The sequence below is a fragment of the Streptomyces viridosporus genome (assembly GCF_002078235.1).
Lineage (GTDB): Bacteria > Actinomycetota > Actinomycetes > Streptomycetales > Streptomycetaceae > Streptomyces > Streptomyces viridosporus.
In genome coordinates this window covers 1-16587 of sequence record NZ_MSGP01000286.1, presented here as the reverse complement: position 1 = coordinate 16587, position 16587 = coordinate 1, and the positions used below count along the sequence as shown (strand labels likewise).

At 73.1% G+C, this 16587-nt stretch carries 13 protein-coding genes and 1 pseudogene; 8 read left to right on the top strand and 6 right to left on the bottom strand.

From position 1 onward, the window contains the following. Together B7L92_RS42500 and B7L92_RS20595 are read left to right on the top strand one after the other, a co-directional pair. Positions 1 to 117 (top strand): annotated as a pseudogene (locus B7L92_RS42500) (RidA family protein); the annotation flags it as partial. Positions 118 to 143: 26 nt separating this feature from the next. Further along, entirely contained in the window at positions 144 to 968 is an 825-nt protein-coding gene (locus B7L92_RS20595; RefSeq protein ID WP_081238982.1) for an alpha/beta fold hydrolase, read from the top strand. 17 nt (positions 969 to 985) lie between these two features. Here the strand turns inward: B7L92_RS20595 and B7L92_RS20590 are convergent, their stop codons facing one another. Continuing rightward, positions 986 to 1180 carry a DUF5999 family protein gene (locus B7L92_RS20590; protein ID WP_026084806.1) on the bottom strand — a complete coding sequence of 65 codons (195 nt, stop codon included), beginning with the start codon at positions 1178 to 1180 and terminating at the stop codon, positions 986 to 988. Positions 1181 to 1417: 237 nt separating this feature from the next. Here B7L92_RS20590 and B7L92_RS20585 point away from each other — a divergent pair, with 237 nt between their 5' ends. Next, positions 1418 to 1852, top strand: a complete 435-nt coding sequence (locus B7L92_RS20585; protein WP_081238981.1) for a DUF6299 family protein — start codon at positions 1418 to 1420, stop codon at positions 1850 to 1852. A gap of 140 nt (positions 1853 to 1992) precedes the next feature. Here the strand turns inward: B7L92_RS20585 and B7L92_RS20580 are convergent, their stop codons facing one another. Then, positions 1993 to 3051, bottom strand: coding sequence for a PucR family transcriptional regulator (locus B7L92_RS20580; protein WP_081238980.1), 1059 nt, complete (start codon positions 3049 to 3051; stop codon positions 1993 to 1995). A gap of 235 nt (positions 3052 to 3286) precedes the next feature. On the opposite strand from B7L92_RS20580, the gene B7L92_RS20575 reads away from it, so the two are divergent. The 5 genes from B7L92_RS20575 (at position 3287) to B7L92_RS20555 (ending at position 13692) form a co-directional block, all read left to right on the top strand. Next, complete coding sequence (locus B7L92_RS20575) at positions 3287 to 3763, top strand: hypothetical protein (RefSeq protein ID WP_081238979.1); 477 nt, start codon at positions 3287 to 3289, stop codon at positions 3761 to 3763. Positions 3764 to 3970: 207 nt separating this feature from the next. Next, positions 3971 to 6016, top strand: coding sequence for an SPFH domain-containing protein (locus B7L92_RS20570; RefSeq protein WP_081238978.1), 2046 nt, complete (start codon positions 3971 to 3973; stop codon positions 6014 to 6016). A 162-nt stretch (positions 6017 to 6178) separates the two neighbouring features. Further along, positions 6179 to 11203: a DNA repair ATPase gene (locus tag B7L92_RS20565; RefSeq protein WP_107501550.1), complete on the top strand. Its 5025-nt coding sequence runs from the start codon at positions 6179 to 6181 to the stop codon at positions 11201 to 11203. A gap of 273 nt (positions 11204 to 11476) precedes the next feature. Then, positions 11477 to 12274, top strand: a complete 798-nt coding sequence (locus B7L92_RS20560; RefSeq protein ID WP_081238977.1) for an SGNH/GDSL hydrolase family protein — start codon at positions 11477 to 11479, stop codon at positions 12272 to 12274. Between the two features lie 191 nt (positions 12275 to 12465). Continuing rightward, complete coding sequence (locus tag B7L92_RS20555; protein ID WP_081238976.1) at positions 12466 to 13692, top strand: cytochrome P450; 1227 nt, start codon at positions 12466 to 12468, stop codon at positions 13690 to 13692. A gap of 51 nt (positions 13693 to 13743) precedes the next feature. Here the strand turns inward: B7L92_RS20555 and B7L92_RS20550 are convergent, their stop codons facing one another. The 4 genes from B7L92_RS20550 to B7L92_RS20535 are packed head-to-tail and all read right to left on the bottom strand — an operon-like array spanning position 13744 to position 16370. Beyond that, on the bottom strand, positions 13744 to 15003 hold the full coding sequence (locus B7L92_RS20550) for a cytochrome P450 (RefSeq protein ID WP_081238975.1): 1260 nt from the start codon (positions 15001 to 15003) through the stop codon (positions 13744 to 13746). Further along, complete coding sequence (locus tag B7L92_RS20545) at positions 15000 to 15617, bottom strand: GTP-binding protein (protein WP_081238974.1); 618 nt, start codon at positions 15615 to 15617, stop codon at positions 15000 to 15002. Before B7L92_RS20545 ends, B7L92_RS20550 begins: the two co-directional genes overlap by 4 nt. Then, positions 15598 to 15954 carry a DUF742 domain-containing protein gene (locus B7L92_RS20540; protein WP_081238973.1) on the bottom strand — a complete coding sequence of 119 codons (357 nt, stop codon included), beginning with the start codon at positions 15952 to 15954 and terminating at the stop codon, positions 15598 to 15600. Before B7L92_RS20540 ends, B7L92_RS20545 begins: the two co-directional genes overlap by 20 nt. Continuing rightward, entirely contained in the window at positions 15951 to 16370 is a 420-nt protein-coding gene (locus B7L92_RS20535; RefSeq protein WP_107501551.1) for a roadblock/LC7 domain-containing protein, read from the bottom strand. The genes B7L92_RS20540 and B7L92_RS20535 overlap by 4 nt, the downstream gene beginning before the upstream one ends. Between the last annotated feature and the right edge of the window lie 217 nt (positions 16371 to 16587).

Sequence of the window (16587 nt, the reverse complement as noted above, 5' to 3'; positions counted from 1 at the left end):
CGGCGGTGGCGGGAGCTGGCGGGCCGCGACTACCCGGCGATGGCGGTCGTCGAGGTGGTCCGACTGTGGGACGAACGGGCGCTGGTGGAGCTCGACGGATGCGCGCTGCTGCCCTGACGGGCGGGCCGCCCTAGCCTGTCACCATGCCGGAGATCACGCTCAGCGCGGGCACCGTCGAGTACGAGGACACGGGGGGCGGGGGCCCGGTCGTCGTCCTGCTGCACGGGCTGGTGCACGACGCCTCGGTCTGGCGGAAGGTGATCGCCGAGCTGCGGACCGACCACCGGCTCCTCGCGCCGACCCTGCCGTACGGCTCGCACCGCAGGCCGATGACCCGGCCGCCCACGCCCGACCTGGTCAACGAGCTGGTCGCGGAGTTCCTGGAACGGCTGGACCTGCGGGACGTCACCCTCGTCGAGAGCGACTGCGGACGCGCCCAGACGGTCGCGGCCCGGCATCCGCGGCGGCTGGCGCGGCTGGTGCTGATCTCCTGCGAGGCCTTCGACAACTACCCGCCGGGCCTGCCCGGCAGGATGATCGCCGCGGCCTGCGGGGTGCCCGGCGGCATCCCGCTCATGGTCCGCGTGCTGGGCCTGAAACCGTTGCGCAGGCTGCCGGTCGGCCTCGGGGCGCTCACCAAGCGCCCCGTGCCGGACGAGATCGTCGACCGCTGGCTGCGTCCCCTGCGCACCGACCCGGCGATCCGGCGGGACTTCCGGCACTACGGGACCCACGTCCGGCGGACCGAACTGCTCGAGGCTGCCCAGGGGCTGCGGTACTTCGACCGGCCCGCGCTGGTCGTCTGGGCGACCGAGGACCGGATGATGCCCCGCGAACACGGCCGCCTCCTGGCCGAACTGCTGCCGCGGGGCCGGCTGGTGGAGATCAACAACACCCGGACGCTGATCGCCGAGGACCGGCCGGAGCGCCTCGCCTCCCTGCTGCGGTGGTTCGTCGCGGAGGGGTGAGGGGCGTGCGGTCGGGGTCAGGCGGCGACCGCGAGGCGGTCGGCGGGCGCCCGGTGCGGGGCGACCACCCGGCCGTCGGGGAGCAGTTCGCCGGTGTCGTCGAAGACGATCGAACCGTCGCAGAGCAGGCTCCAGCCCTGCTCGGGGTGGGCGGCCACCACGTGCGGGGCGGGGGAGTCGGTCCGTCGGCAGGAAGGCTGGTGGGCACACATGGCGCACCTCCACATCGGTGTGGACGATCCGAAGGGGTCGTACAGGTAGGACCGTGCCCGCGTCGCGAACTCATCGCAACGGCCCGCAGGGAAACGTGACGGATCCCGGACCGTCCCGGGACGGTTCCCCGACGGCCGGTGCGGACTCGCCACCGAAGGAGTGAGGATGACGGCCCCGGACCCGCTCGCCCGGTACTGGTGGAACCCCTCAATCCGCTCACTTCGGGAGGTTTCCCCATGTTCGCATCCCCTGTCCTCGGCGCGGCGACCGGTGCCGCGCTGCTGCTGCTCGGCTCCGCCGCGGCGGCACCCCCGGAGGCGTCGGCCGCCCCCTCGGAGACCGTGACGGTGGACTCCGTGGGCCGGATCGCCGGCAACTCCGTCACCCTCTCCGGCACGTACCGCTGCACCGACGCCACCGGGTCGGCCTACATCAGCTCCGCGGTGCAGCAGAGCCCGTCCGCGGAGAGCCACTCCATCGGCGGCACCCGGGCGGTGTGCGACGGCCGGGAGCACCGCTGGGAGAACACCGGCGACGTGCCCGGCGGCGCGCTGAAGGCCGGCGAGGCCCGGGTCGAGGCCACGATCCTGGAGATGTCCCCCTCGGGCGTCGTCCTGGTGCCGACCTTCCACGCGGTGCAGCGCCAGGACATCACGCTGGTCCAGGACTGACCGGCGCCGGGCCCGGCCGTGCCGGAGTTCCGCCGGGCCCGGAAGGTCTTCGACGCCGGCTCCGCCCCGTCCGGGCGCGGACCGCCGGGCGGTGACCGCTGCCCGGCGGCACGGTCACCGCGCCCCGGACACGCCCTCCCTCACAGCTCGTTCGCCGGCCACTCCAGCAGGCGTGCGCCGATCACCGCCGTCTGGAGCATGTAACGGTGGGACGGGTCCGAGGGGTTGGCGCCGGTGAGTCGGTGGATGCGCTCCAGGCGGTAGGTCAGGGCGCGCACGCTCAGGGAGAGGCGGCGGGCCGCCTCCGCGGAGACGCAGCCGGAGTCGAAGTACGCGGTGAGCGTGTCGAGGAGGGGCTCGGCGCCCCCGCGGGCCGTGGTGAGCGGGCCCAGGGTGTTGCGGACCAGGTCGGCCATGGCCTGGCGGTCGCGGGCCAGGACGGGGTAGACGAGCAGATCGGCGGCGCGCAGCACCGGATCGTCCAGCTCCAGCCGCTCGGCGATCTCCAGGATGTTCAGCGCCTCCTCGTAGGAGTGGACGACCCCGCCGGGCCCGGACCGCGGACGGCCGACGGCGACCTGTCCGCCGTCGGTGGCGGCGTGCGCCTGCTTGGCGAAGTGGAGGAGGACGTCCTCCTGGTACCCGGGGGCGATGCACAGCAGCCGCCCGTCCTTGGTGGTGAGCAGGATGCTGCGGTTGCCGAACCGGGAGAAGAGGGAGCGCTCCACCTGCCGGGGCACCGGGTCGCCCTCCTCGTAGGGGACGGCCCCCCGGGCGACGGCCACCGCGTGCTCGTGGGACAGCCGCAGCCCGAAGCGCTCGGCCCGCTCGGCGAGCCGTCCCAGATCGCTGCGGCCGTAGAGCAGGTCGTCGATGAACTCCCGTCGGGCCGCCTCCTCCTGACGCACCGCCAGGCGCTGCGCCCGCTCATAGCCCTCGGCGAAGGCGTCCACCACCTGTTGTACGGCCGCGAGCGCACCGTCGGCCGAGTCGGAACCGCGGGGCCACGCCTCGCGCGCGGCGGACAGGTGCACCCTGACCAGGGCGCGCAGGCCGAAGCCCGCCTCCGCGGCCCGTTCGCCCAGGGCCCGTCGGGAGGCGATCTCGTCCCGGGTGAGGCGTCTGCCCGTGGCCGCGACCTCGGTCAGAATGTGGGCATAGCCGTTCAGATACTCCTCCGGGATCTCCCGTTCTGTCACGCCATCCCCCTCGATTTTGACGCTCTCTTAGCGCGTCGTCGGCATGGAGATCCTATGGAACGTTGCCGGAATCCGGCAATGCGCTGACGGATTCCGATGCGGCAGGATGGACCGCGGGCAGCACTGCGCAAGGTCTTGGTGCCGGGCACCGGCAGGTATCCGTGCCGGAACCGGAGGGGAGCAGTGCTGCCGCCGAAAAGCCGGCAGTCAGCAGCGGGCGGAACAGGGGGTCGGAATGCGTACGTTCGTGGAAGCCGCCGCGGGCCTGCCCACCCTCCTGTTCACCGCCGCCCTCGTCGTGGTGATCTGCTTCTGGCTGCTGGTGGCCGCCGGTCTCGCCGGCAGCCGCAGTTTCGACTCCGACGCGGATCTCGACGCCCTCGGGATGGGCGGGGTCCCGGTCGCGGTCGCGTTCTCGCTGCTGACGGTCTTCGCCTGGCTCCTCGCCACCGGCACGGGCGTCCTGCTGGCCGCGGCCGTCCCGGAGGGACCCGCCGGACTGCTGCGCCCCCTCGTCGCGTGCGGCGCGCTGCTCGTCTCCTGGCGGCTCACCTGCCTGTTCGTACGGCCGCTGCACCGTCTCTTCCCGGACGAACCCGGCCCGTCCCGGTCCGTCCGCGCGCTCGGCGAGGACCGGGACGGTGCACCGCGCCCGCTCCGTGACGGGGCCGAGCGGTCCCGCCCGCGCGTACCGCACGACCGCGCCGCCTGAGGCGGAACCCCGCGGCGGGACGTCCTCGTCCCCCATGTGCGCCCCGGGGCGCCGGCACCGACACCCGCCCGTTCCTTCCCCTTCCTTCCTGCTTTGTCCCTTTCCTTACTTTTCCTTCCTGTTCCTTTCCGGTCTTTTCCGTCCTTGTCCGTTCCGGCTCGTCACCAACCGCTTCTGACCAGCCATCAGTCCTGAAGGACGTGTCCCATGGATGCCGCCACCGTGGGCATCGCCGTGTTCGTCGGCGTCTGCCTGCTGCTCGTACTCGTCGTGCTGTTCGCCTTCTCCAAGCTGTTCCGCAAGGTGGAACAGGGCAAGGCGCTGATCGTCTCCAAGACGCGGAAGGTCGACGTCTCCTTCACCGGGCAGGTCGTGCTGCCGGTGCTGCACAAGGCCGAGGTGATGGACATCTCGGTGAAGACCATCGAGATCACCCGGGCCGGCAAGGAAGGCCTGATCTGCCGGGACAACATCCGCGCGGACATCCGCATCACGTTCTTCGTCAAGGTCAGCAAGACCGTGGAGGACGTCATCAAGGTCGCCCAGGCCGTCGGCACCGCGCGGGCCAGCGACCGGAACACGCTGCAGGAGCTGTTCCACGCCAAGTTCTCCGAGGCGCTGAAGACCGTCGGCAAGCAGATGGACTTCACCGACCTGTACACCAAGCGCGAGGAACTGCGGTACCGGATCATCGAGGTCATCGGCGTCGACCTGAACGGCTACCACCTCGAGGACGCCGCGATCGACTACCTGGAGCAGACGCCGCTGACCCAGCTCGACCCGGGCAACGTCCTGGACGCGCAGGGCATCCGCAAGATCACCGAGCTGACGGCCGTGGAGCACATCCGCACCAACGAGGCCCAGCGCGGCGAGGAGAAGGAGATCACCCGGCAGAACGTCGACGCGCGCGAGGCGATCCTGGAGCTGGAGCGCCGGCAGGCCGACGCCGAGATCAAGCAGCGCCGGGAGATCGAGACCGTGCGGGCCCGCGAGGAGGCCGAGACCGCGCGGGTGGTGGAGGAGGAGCGGCTGCGCGCGCAGAGCGCCTTCCTGCGCACCGAGGAGCAGCTCGGCGTGCAGCGGGAGAACCAGGCCCGTGAGGTCGCCGTCGCCGCCAAGAACCGCGAGCGGGTCATCGCCGTCGAGAGCGAGCGCATCGAGAAGGACCGCCTGCTGGAGGTCATCGCCCGGGACCGGGAGACCGAACTGACCCGGATCGCCGCCGAGAAGGAACTCGAGGTGGAGCGGCGGGAGATCGCCGAGGTCATCCGGGAGCGGGTCGCGGTGGACCGCACGGTCGCCGAGCAGGAGGAGTCGATCCTGAAGCTGCGGGCCGTGGAGGAGGCGGAGCGGCAGCGCCAGGCCGTGGTCATCGCCGCGGAGGCCGAGGCGCAGGAGAAGCTCGTCAAGGACATCAAGGCCGCCGAGGCCGCCGAGCAGGCCGCCGCGCACCGCGCGGCCGAGGAACTCACCCTCGCCGAGGCCCGGTTGAAGACCGCCGACCTGGAGGCACGGGCCAAGCTGCGGATGGCCGAGGGCGTCCAGGCGGAGGCCGCGGCCGAAGGGCTGGCCGCCGTCCAGGTCCGCGACAAGGAGGCCGACGTCATCGAGAAGGCGGGCCGTGCCGAGGCCGAGGCCGCCGAGGCCCGGATGCGCGCCGAGGCCGAGGGGGCGCGGGCCAAGGCGCTGGCCGAGGCCGAGGCGATCGGCGGAAGGCTCCGGGCGGAGGCGGCCGGCCTCACCGAGAAGGCGGCGGCGATGGCCGCCCTCGACGAGGCGTCCCGCGGCCACGAGGAGTACCGGCTGCGCCTGGAGGCGGAGAAGGACGTCCGGCTCGCCGGACTGGAGGTGCAGCGGCAGGTCGCCGAGGCGCAGGCCACGGTCCTGGCGACCGGGCTGGAGAACGCGGACATCAACATCGTCGGCGGGGAGTCCGTCTTCCTCGACCGGCTGGTGTCCTCGATCGCGCTCGGCAAGGGCGTGGACGGCTTCGTCCAGAGCTCCGAGACCGCCCGGGCCCTCGCCGGTCCCTGGCTGGACGGCTCGGCGAGCTTCACCGACGACCTGAGCCGGATCCTGGGCTCCGTCTCCACGGCCGACCTGCAGAACCTCACGGTGTCCGCCCTGCTGATGAAGCTGATGAACACGGGCGCCGACAACAGCGATCGGTTGCAGCAACTGATCGAGAAGGCCGGTGAGTTGGGTCTCGCGGATACTCCGCTGGCCGCGTTGAACGGCCACCCCAGGACCTGACCACCTCCTGGTCGGGAGCCGTCGCGCAGGGGACGGCGGCTCCCGGCCGTTCCTTCCCGAGCGGCCGCCATGGCCACGGGTGCCCACGACTGACCACCTCCTGGTCGGGAGCCGTCGCGCAGGGGACGGCGGCTCCCGGCCGCTCCTTCCCGAGAGGCAGCCATGACCACCGGCATCCACGAGACCGCCGACACGGCCCCGCGCGAGACGCCCGGCGCCGGCGACCTCCACGGCACGTCCGACGCCGGCGGCGGCCATGGGACGGTCGACGCCGGCACCTACCAGGTGCTGCGCGACCGCCTCGCCGACCGGGCCGCGGAACTCGCCCGCCGCGCCGAGGCGCTGAACCGCCGCCGGGCCGATGAGTTCGGTGCCCCGGAACTGCGCCTCACCGGCACCGAGCGGCTGCGCACCGACCGCACCGGGGTGCCCCGCGACGTCGTGGCCGTGGGCGACGTGCTCCTCTTCGGCTACGGCGCCCGGCCCCGGCCGGAGGGGGAGACCGCGGTCGGCGACGTCCTCGTGCCGCACGACCGCGACCTGAACCGGCTGCCCGACGACGCCGTGCCCGGACTGCTCGACGACCCCGCCTTCCTGCGCGAGTTCGCCGCCCTGCACCGCTACTACCGCCAGGCACGCCTGCTGCGGCTGCGCCGGGTCGACGGCAAGCTGCTCGCCGTCTTCCAGACCGGCGAGAAGGCCGGCGACATCCGCGTCCTGCGCTGGTCGGTGTCCGAGGACGGCCGGGCCGCGTTCCTGGACGCGCGCGGCGACCGCGATCACGCGGCCACCCCGCCGGACGACATCGACTGGACGCCCACCACCCGCGAGGACCACGTCCTCGGCCGCCACCCGCACGTCTCGGTCCAGGGCGAGGTCTTCGTCGACACCCTCGGCGGCACCCTCACCGTCAAGACCGAGAACGACACCGGCACCGCCGAGGGCATCCACACCGAACCGGTCGACGAGCCCCTGCAGTCCCTCGCCGACGCCGAGATCGCCCACGCGCGCGTCGGCCCCCTGATCCTGCTGCGGATCCTGCCCTACAAGGAGACCGCCCACCGCTACCTGGTCTTCCACACCCTCACCCGGTCCGTCGTCCGCCTCGACGGCATCGGACAGGGCTGCCGCCGGCTCCCCGAGGACCAGGGCATCGTGTTCCCCGGCGGCTACTGCCTGGCCGCCGGCCCCCACAAGACGTACGAACTCGACACGGACGGCATGGAGTTCGAGCGCGAGGTGCGCTCGCCGTACGGCGAGGACGTGCTGTACGCGTTCCACGCGCCCGAGCGCGGACGCGGACTGCTGCTGTCGTACAACCTGATCCGCGAGGCGGTCGCCACTCCGCTGACCTGCCACGGCTGGGCGCTGTTCGACGACGGACTGCTCGCCCTGCTGCGGCCCGACGGCGACGAACCCGCCCGCGTCCACCCCCTCCAGCTGTGGCGCTCGCCCTACGTCTCCGACACCCACGCCGCCGCCCTGCCCGCCGACGGGAGCGCGCTGGCCCGGGTCGGCAACGCCGACCTCGTACGGGGCGTCTCCGACTGCCTGTCGCTGGCCCGCTCCGTCACCGAGACCACCCCCACCGCCGAGGTGTACGCGGCCCTGGTGGCCGCCTGCGTTCGCGCCCTGGACACCCACCACTGGCTGGGCGAGGACGAACTCGGCGACCTGCGCACCCCCTTGGAGCAGGTGCGGGACACCGCCGAGCAGGTGCTGGCCGAGTTCGCGACCGTGCGGGACCTCACCCGTCGGGCCGCCGACGCGCTGGAGGAGGCGGCGGACCGGATCGCCTCGGTGGTGCGCCGGCTGCGCGGCGAGCAGCCCCGCGAGGCCACCGCCTGGGTCACGGGCCTGACCGAACTGCGCCACGCCCAGGGCCACTTGCTGACCCTGAAGGACATGCGGTACGCGGACCGCGCCCGCATCGACGACCTGGCCGCCCGGGCCGAGACGGACCTCGCCTCCTTCGGCCAGCGCGCGGTCGCCTTCCTGGCCCGGGAGGACGCCTTCGCCCGGCACCACGCCGACGTGGAACGGCTCGTCGCCGACGCCGAGTCGATCACCACCGCCGCCGAGGCCGGCCCGGTCACCGCCCGCCTGGAGGAACTCGCCGACGGACTGCGCACGGTGACCGAGGTCGTCGCCGGCCTCGACATCGGCGACGCCACCGTCCGCACCGCGGTCCTGGAACGGGTCGCCGAGGCCCTGGGCGGCGTCAACCGCGCCCGCGCCACCCTCGACGCCCGCCGCCGCGGACTCCTCGACCGGGAGGCGCGTGCCGGGTTCGCCGCCGAACTCGCCCTGCTCGGCCAGACGGTCACCGGCGCGCTCGCGGCGGCGGACGACCCCGAGGCCTGCGACGAGCGGCTGACGCACGTGCTCACCCAGCTGGAGACGCTGGAGTCCCGGTTCGCCGAGTTCGACGACGTCCTCGGCGAACTCGCGGACCGGCGCACCGAGATCTACGAGGCGTTCTCCGCGCGCAAGCAGAGCCTCACCGACGCCCGCGCCCGTCGCGCCGAACAGCTCGCGTCCGCCGCCGACCGCGTGCTGGAGACGATCACCCGGCGCTGTGCCGCGCTCGCCGACACCGACGCGGTGAGCACCTACTTCGCCTCCGACCCGCTCGTCACCAAGGTCCGCCGCACCGCGGACGAACTGCGCGGACTCGGCGACCGCGTGCGGGCCGAGGAACTCGATGGGCGGCTGCGCTCCGCCCGGCAGGAAGCCACCCGCGCTCTGCGCGACCGCACCGACCTCTACGCGGACGGCGGCCGCACCATCCGCCTCGGCGGCCACCGCTTCGCCGTCAGCACCCAGCCCGTCGACCTCACCGTCGTCCCGCACGGCGACGGCCTCGCCCTCGCCCTCACCGGCACGGACTACCGCGCCCCCGTCACCGACCCCGCCCTCCTCGCCGACCGCCCCCTGGGCAGCCGGCACCTGCCGTCCGAGTCGCCCGAGGTCTACCGCGCCGAGCACCTCGCCGCCCGGCTGCTGCACGAGCACGGCGCCGACGCCCTGGCCGGCGCCGACGACCTCGCCGCGCTGGTCCGCCGGGCCGCCGAGGAGGCGTACGACGAGGGGCACGAGCGGGGCGTCCACGACCACGACGCCACCGTGATCCTCCAGGCCCTGCTGCCCCTGTACGACGGCGCCGGGCCCCTGCGCCACGAGCCCGCCGCCCGCGCCCACGCCCTGCTGTACTGGGCGCACGGCACCACGGCCGAGGAACGCGCCGACCTCACCCGCCGCGCCCGCTCCCTGGCCCGGGTCCGCGACGCCTTCGGTCCGCCGCCCGCGCTCGACGCGCTGCGGACGGAACTCGCCGAGGCCGTCGAGCGGTGGGACGGCGCCACCGCCGTACGGCCGCGGGCCTGCGCCGCGTACCTCTTCGAGGAGCTGACCACCGGCCCCGAGGGCTTCGTCATCGGCGCCCGGGTCCGCTCCCTGCTCGACGCGTTCCACGGCGCGGTCACGACCGGGGCCTACGACGAGGACCTCCCCGCCCTCGACGGCCTGGCGGCCCGCCGGCAGCTGGTCGAGGCCTGGCTGTCCGCGTACACCGCCGCCACCGGCGCCCCCGTCACCGACGGCGACCTCGCCGAGGCCGTGGCCGCCGAGCTCTGCCCGGACCTGCCCCGCCACACGTCCGACGCGCCGCTGACCGCCACCGCGGAGGGGCTGCTCGGCACCCACCCCCGGATCACCGACCGCCGCCTCACCCTCCGGCTGGACGAGTTCCTCGCCCGCACCGCGGAGTTCAGGGAGCGGGACGTCCCCGCGTTCCGCGCCTTCCAGCGCCGGCGCGCCGCCCTCGTGACCGCCGAGCGGACGCGGCTGCGGCTGGACGACCACCGGCCGCGGGTGATGTCGTCGTTCGTCCGCAACCGCCTGGTCGACGAGGTCTACCTGCCGCTGATCGGCGACAGCCTCGCCAAGCAGCTCGGCACCACGGGCGAGTCCGGCCGCACCGGCACCGGCGGCCTGCTGCTGCTCGTCTCCCCGCCCGGCTACGGCAAGACGACCCTGATGGAGTACGTGGCCCACCGGCTCGGCCTGATCCTGGTGAAGATCAGCGGCCCGGCGCTCGGTCACACCGTCACCTCGCTGGACCCCGCCGAGGCGCCGAACGCCACCGCGCGCCAGGAGATCGAGAAGATCAACTTCGCGCTGGCCGCCGGCAGCAACACCCTCCTGTACCTCGACGACATCCAGCACACCTCGCCCGAACTGCTGCAGAAGTTCATCCCGCTGTGCGACGCCACACGCCGGGTGGAGGGCGTGTGGGAGGGCGAGCCGCGCACCTACGACCTGCGGGGCAAGCGGTTCGCCGTCTGCATGGCCGGCAACCCCTACACCGAGTCGGGCGAGGCGTTCCGGGTGCCCGACATGCTGGCCAACCGCGCCGACGTGTGGAACCTCGGCGACGTCCTCACCGGCAAGGAGGACGTCTTCGCGCTCAGCTTCCTGGAGAACGCGCTCACCGCCAACCCGGTGCTCGCCCCGCTCGCCGGCCGCGACCGCGCCGACCTCGACCTGCTGATCCGCCTCGCCGAGGGCGACCCCACGGCCCGCCCCGACCGGCTCGTCCACCCCTACGCCCCCACCGAGCTGGACCGGATCCTGGCCGTGCTGCGCCATCTGCTCACCGCCCGCCGGACGGTCCTCGCGGTCAACGCGGCCTACATCGCCTCCGCCGCCCAGTCCGACGACGCGCGCGCCGAGCCGCCGTTCCGGCTCCAGGGCTCCTACCGCAACATGAACAAGATCGCCCAGCGGATCCAGCCCGTGATGAACGACGCCGAACTCGCCGCCGTCGTCGAGGACCACTACGCGGCCGAGGCGCAGACCCTCACCACCGGCGCCGAGGCGAGCCTGCTGAAGCTCGCCGAGCTGCGCGGCACGCTCACCGGCGACCGGGCCGACCGGTGGGCCGAGGTGAAGGCCGCCCACGTCCGCACCCGGGCCCCGGGCGGCGCGGGCCAGGACGCCCTGGCCCGCGCGGTGGCCGCCCTCGCCCTCCTCGGCGACCGCATCGCCGCCGTCGAGTCGGCCATCACCCGGGCGGCCGACCCCCGCCGCCTCCTGGTCGGCCCGACGGACCGTCACGTTCCGCAATCGGCACCGCAATCGGCACCGGGGGAGGGCCCGGGGACCGGGCGGGACGACGAGGGCTGAGGGGGGCCACGGCGCCCTCGTTCCGGACGCCGGGAGGGCGAGCGGGGTGCCCGCCCGGCGCGGGGGACGGGGGCGCGGAGGAGTCTTGAATCTCACTTCCCCGAGCGCCGATTGAAGGTTTGTCTACGCGCGGAGCTCACTTCACCGAACGATCATTCGGGCATTACGGGCGGCTTTTCTCCAGGGAGTTACCGAGGGGTATCAGGGCCTGCTACAAGCATGGTTGCACGTTTAACCACTCCCGCGATCCCCACCTTCGAAGGGCGGACCGTCGTGTCAGTGCGTTCTGTTCGGGCAACCATGGCGACCCTCGCCATGGGCGCCGCAGCCGTGTTCGGTCTGGCACAGCCGGCTTCGGCCGCCGGCGACAACTACGTGGCTCTCGGCGACTCCTACTCCTCCGGAGTGGGCGCGGGGAGCTACACCTCCGAGAGCGGCACCTGCAAGCGCAGCACCAAGGCGTACCCGTCGCTCTGGGCCACCGCCAACTCCCCGTCCTCGTTCAGATTCGTCGCCTGCTCGGGCGCGACGACGGCGAGCGTGGCCAGCGGCCAACTGGGCGCGCTCTCCTCGTCGACCACGCTCGTCAGCGTCACGGCGGGCGGGAACGACGTCGGCTTCGCGGACGTCATGCAGACCTGTGTGCTGCAGAGCGAGGCCACCTGCGTCAGCCGCGTCAACACCGCCGTCTCGCAGATGCAGAACTCCCTCCCGGGCAAGCTCGACTCGCTGTACGCCGGCATCCGCTCCCGCTCCCCGCAGGCGCGTGTGGTGGTGCTGGGGTACCCGCGCTTCTACAAGCTCTCGGGCAACTGCATCGCCGGACTCACCGAGACCGAGCGCGGCGCGATCAACAACGCCTCGGACGTGCTGAACGGGGTGCTCGCGAAGCGGGCGGCCAACGCCGGGTTCACCTTCTCCAGCGTGGTGGACGAGTTCACCGGGCACGAGATCTGCTCGGGCGACGCGTGGCTGCACAGCGTGGACTGGCTCAACATCAGCAACTCCTACCACCCGAAGGCCACCGGCCAATCGGGCGGCTACCTGCCCGCCTTCCGCTCCGCGGTCTGATCCCCGGTGCGGTGGCGCCGCCCGCCCGGGCGGCGCCACCGCACCAGGGGGAGCGTCGGGCAGGGCTCCCGCCCGACGCTTTCCGGCCAACGACCGCCCCGCACCCGGCCGGTGCCGGAGCAGGTCTGTTCCGGCCGGTGAAGGGTCAATACCCTTGCCCGGTACATCATTTGATGAACCGAGGGAGCCTCATGCCCACCGCGCAGCAGGTGACCGACATCCTCTCGCCCGAGTTCGCCGCGGACCCCTATCCCGCCTACCGCGTGATGCGCGACAGCGCGCCCCTCCTCTGGCACGAGGCCACCCGGAGCTACATCGTCTCGCGCTACGAGGACGTGGAGCGCGTCTTCAAGGACAAGGACGACCAGTTCACCACCGACAACTACGACTGGCAGCTCGAGCCGGTGCACGGCAGGACGATCCTCCAGCTCAGCGGGCGCGAACACGCCGTGCGCCGCGCCCTCGTCGCCCCCGCCTTCCGCGGCAGCGACCTGCGGGAGAAGTTCCTGCCCCTCATCGAGCGCAACTCCCGGGAACTCATCGACGCCTTCCGGCACACCGGCTCCGCCGACCTGGTCACCGACTACGCGACCCGGTTCCCGGTGAACGTGATCGCCGACATGCTGGGCCTGGACAAGACCGACCACCCCCGCTTCCACCGCTGGTACACCTCCGTCATCGCCTTCCTCGGCAACCTCTCCGCAGACCCGGAGGTGGCCGCGGCGGGGGAGCGGACCCGGGTGGAGTTCGCCGAGTACATGCTGCCGGTCATCCGGCACCGCCGCGAACACCCCGGTGACGACCTGCTGTCCACGCTGTGCGCCGCCGAGATCGACGGCGTGTCGATGAGCGACGAGGACGTCAAGGCGTTCTGCAGTCTGCTGCTCGCCGCCGGCGGCGAGACCACCGACAAGGCCATCGCCGGCATCTTCGCCAACCTGCTGCTGCACCCCGAGCAGCTCGCCGCCGTCCGCGAGGACCGCGGCCTCATACCCGCCGCGTTCGCCGAGACGCTGCGCTACACCCCGCCCGTCCACATGATCATGCGCCAGTCGGCCACCGAGGTCACCCTCAGCGGTGGCACCGTACCCGCCGGTGCCACCGTCACCTGCCTGATCGGCGCCGCCAACCGCGACGGGAGCCGCTACCGCGACCCGGACCGCTTCGACGTCTTCCGCGACGACCTCACCACCACGACCGCCTTCTCGGCCGCCGCCGACCACCTCGCCTTCGCGCTCGGTCGGCACTTCTGCGTGGGGGCCCTGCTCGCCAAGGCCGAGGTCGAGACCGGCGTGAACCAACTCCTCGACGCCATGCCCGACCTACGGCTCGCCGAGGGCTTCGACCCCGTCGAGAAGGGCGTCTTCACCCGGGGACCGCAGTCCCTGCCGGTGCGGTTCACCCCGGTCACGGACTGAGCCCCCGGGAGCGACGGGCACGGGCCCCGGCCCACGGGGCCCGTGCGCCCGCTACTGCACCACCGGGGTGAACTCCACCGGCAGCGCCGTCAGTCCGCGCATCCAGATCGACGGACGCCAGGTCAGTTCGTCCGGCTCCACCGCCAGCACCAGGTCCGGCAGCCGCTCCAGCAGTGTCTCGACGGCGGTGCGCGCCATCACGTCGGCCAGCAGCGGGGCCGGATAGGGGCAGCGGTGCTCCCCGTTGCTGAACGACAGGTGCGCGGAGTTCTCGGCACCGACGTGCCCCTCGGGCCAGATCTGCGGATCCGTGTTGGCCGCCGCCAGCCCCAGCACCAGGCAGTCGCCCGCCCGGATCCGCCGCCCGCCGAGCTGCGTGTCCCGCACCGCCCACCGGCCGATGAAGTTCTGCGTCGGCGTGGCCAGCCACAGCACCTCGTTCAGCGCCTCGGCCACGCTGAGCCGCCCGCCCGAGACGCTCAGCGCGAACCGCTCGTCGGTGAGCAGCAGCCTCAGCGTGTTGCAGATCCAGTTCGCCGTGGGCTGCTGGGCGGCGGCGATCACCGAGATCAGGTCCTGGACGACCTCCTCGTCGGTGAGTTCCGCCGGGTGCAGCAGCATCCGCGAGGTGACGTCCGGGCCCGGCAGCTCCCGCTTCTCCTTCACCAGCCGCGTCAGACGCTCACCCACCCGCCCGTACGCGGCGACCGGGTCGTCGCCCTCCGCCGCGTCCAGCGAGATGCGCAGGTCGTCCACGAGCCGCTGGGTGTCGGCGGCGTCGAGCGGCATCCCGCACATCTGCACGGCGGCACGCGCCGGCACGGCGTGCGCGTACTGGCCCATCAGTTCCGCCTGCCCGCTCCCCGCGAACCCAGAGATGAGCCGGTCGGCGATCCGCCGGCAGTCCCGGCCCAGCTCGAACTGGTCGACGCCGTCCAGCGCCAGCGTGATCACCCCGGCCCGCCGCCGGTGCTCGTCGCCCTCCGTGAACAGGACCGACGGCTGGTACCCCACGTACGGCAGCAGCGGCCAGTCCGGTGGGATGTTCGGCCACTGGTTCCAGCGCCGCGAGTCCCGCGCGAACAGTTCGTCGTGCCGGGTCACGTAGGTGACCTCCGGGTAGCCCAGCACCAGCCAGGCCGGAACGTCCCCGTCGAGCAGCACGGGGGCGACCGGGCCGTGCTCCCGGCGCAGCGCGCGGTACAGCTGCGACGGCGTCCGCTGGTACTCCAGCCCGGCCAGGCGCACCGCGTCCGTGGGGGCGGGGCAGCCCGGCGGGGCCGGACGGGCGAAGGATCCGGTGTCGGTCACGGTGTCGTCTCCCGGGCCATGGCCAGTGCGCGGAGGTGGTCCACGAGGGTGATCAGTACGTTCTTGCCGGACCGCCGCAGCCGCGCGTCGCAGTCGATCAGCGGCACGTGCCCGGGCAGCGCGAGCGCCTGCCGTATCTCGTCCAGGGAGTGGCGGCTCGTGTCGTCCTCGAACCGGTTCACGGCGACCACGAACGGTGTCCGGTGGTGTTCGAGCCGGTCGATCGCGTACCAGGAGTCGTCCATCCGCCGGGTGTCGACGAGGACGACCGCGCCGAGCGTGCCGGAGAACAGCCGGTCCCACAGGAACCAGAAACGCCCCTGCCCCGGAGCGCCGAACAGGTAGAGCACCATGCGTTCGTCGAGGCTGATCCGCCCGAAGTCGAACGCCACCGTCGTGGTGGTCTTCGTCGTCACCCCGCCCGGCTCGTCCACGCCCACTCCGGCCTGCGTCATCACCTCCTCGGTGTTCAGCGGCCGGATCTCGCTGACCGAGCGGACCAGAGTGGTCTTGCCGACTCCGAAACCGCCCACGACCACGATCTTCAGGCCGGTCTCGGCGGTGTCGGACAGGGGCGTGCGGTGGGAGGGGAGCTCAGAGGTTGCGGAGCCCATGGAGCACCTCCTGGAGAAGGACGGAATCGGGCAGCGAGGCGACGGACTCCGCCGCGCGCGGGTGACGGGCGGTGATGCGGCCCGTGGCGAGCAGGTCGCCGAGCAGGATCCGCACCACCGTGATCGGCAGGCCCAGCTCCGCGGCGATCTCGACCACGGCCGTCGGACGGCGGCACAGATCGAGGATCCGGGCGTGCTCCGACTGCATCCCGGAGGCGGGCTCGCACTCGCTGACCACGAGGGTGACCAGGTCGAACGAGTCGTCGGCACGGCTGCGCCCGTTGGTGACCAGGTAGAGCCGGTCGGGGGCGCCGGTGTCCACGGGCCCGCGCGTCACGACGCGGCGCTTTCCCGGGCGGGCCGTCGGGGCTCGGCCCGCAGGTGCTCCCCGATCTGCTCGACCAGCTCCGTCATCTGGTGCCCCACCACACCGGGGTCGGCGTTCTCGTTCGCGAGGGCCGCCAGGTGCGCCCCCTCACCGGCCTCCACGACGAACAGCAGGCCGCCGTGGAACTCGGTCATGGAGTGGCGCACCCCGCCGGTCCCGTCGCCGAACTCGACGGAGGCGCCCTGGGCGAGTGCCTGGATCCCCGAGCAGATCGCCGCCAGTTGGTCGGCCTGGTCGAGCGTCAGGTGCTCGGTCCAGCACAGCTTGAGACCGTCCCGGGACAGCACCAGCGCGTGCCGGGTGCCGGGGGTGCGCTCCAGGAGATTCTGCAGAAGCCAGGTGAGGCTGTTGTCGGTGGTCTGCATGGTGGCTGTCGGGACGGTGGCGCCGGACCGGCCGGTCACCGCCCGTTTCTCCAATCTCACGAACTCGAGCGGGGGCGGGCGCCGGTGCCCCGGACGCCCTGCGGGTACGCGATGGGACGGGCCTACGGAGCGGTCGCCGGGCCGGCGTCCGGCCCGGCGGCGGCCGCGCCCGCGGACCGGCGGCCGCGGTGGAAGGCGCCGAAGCGGGCGCCCGCGT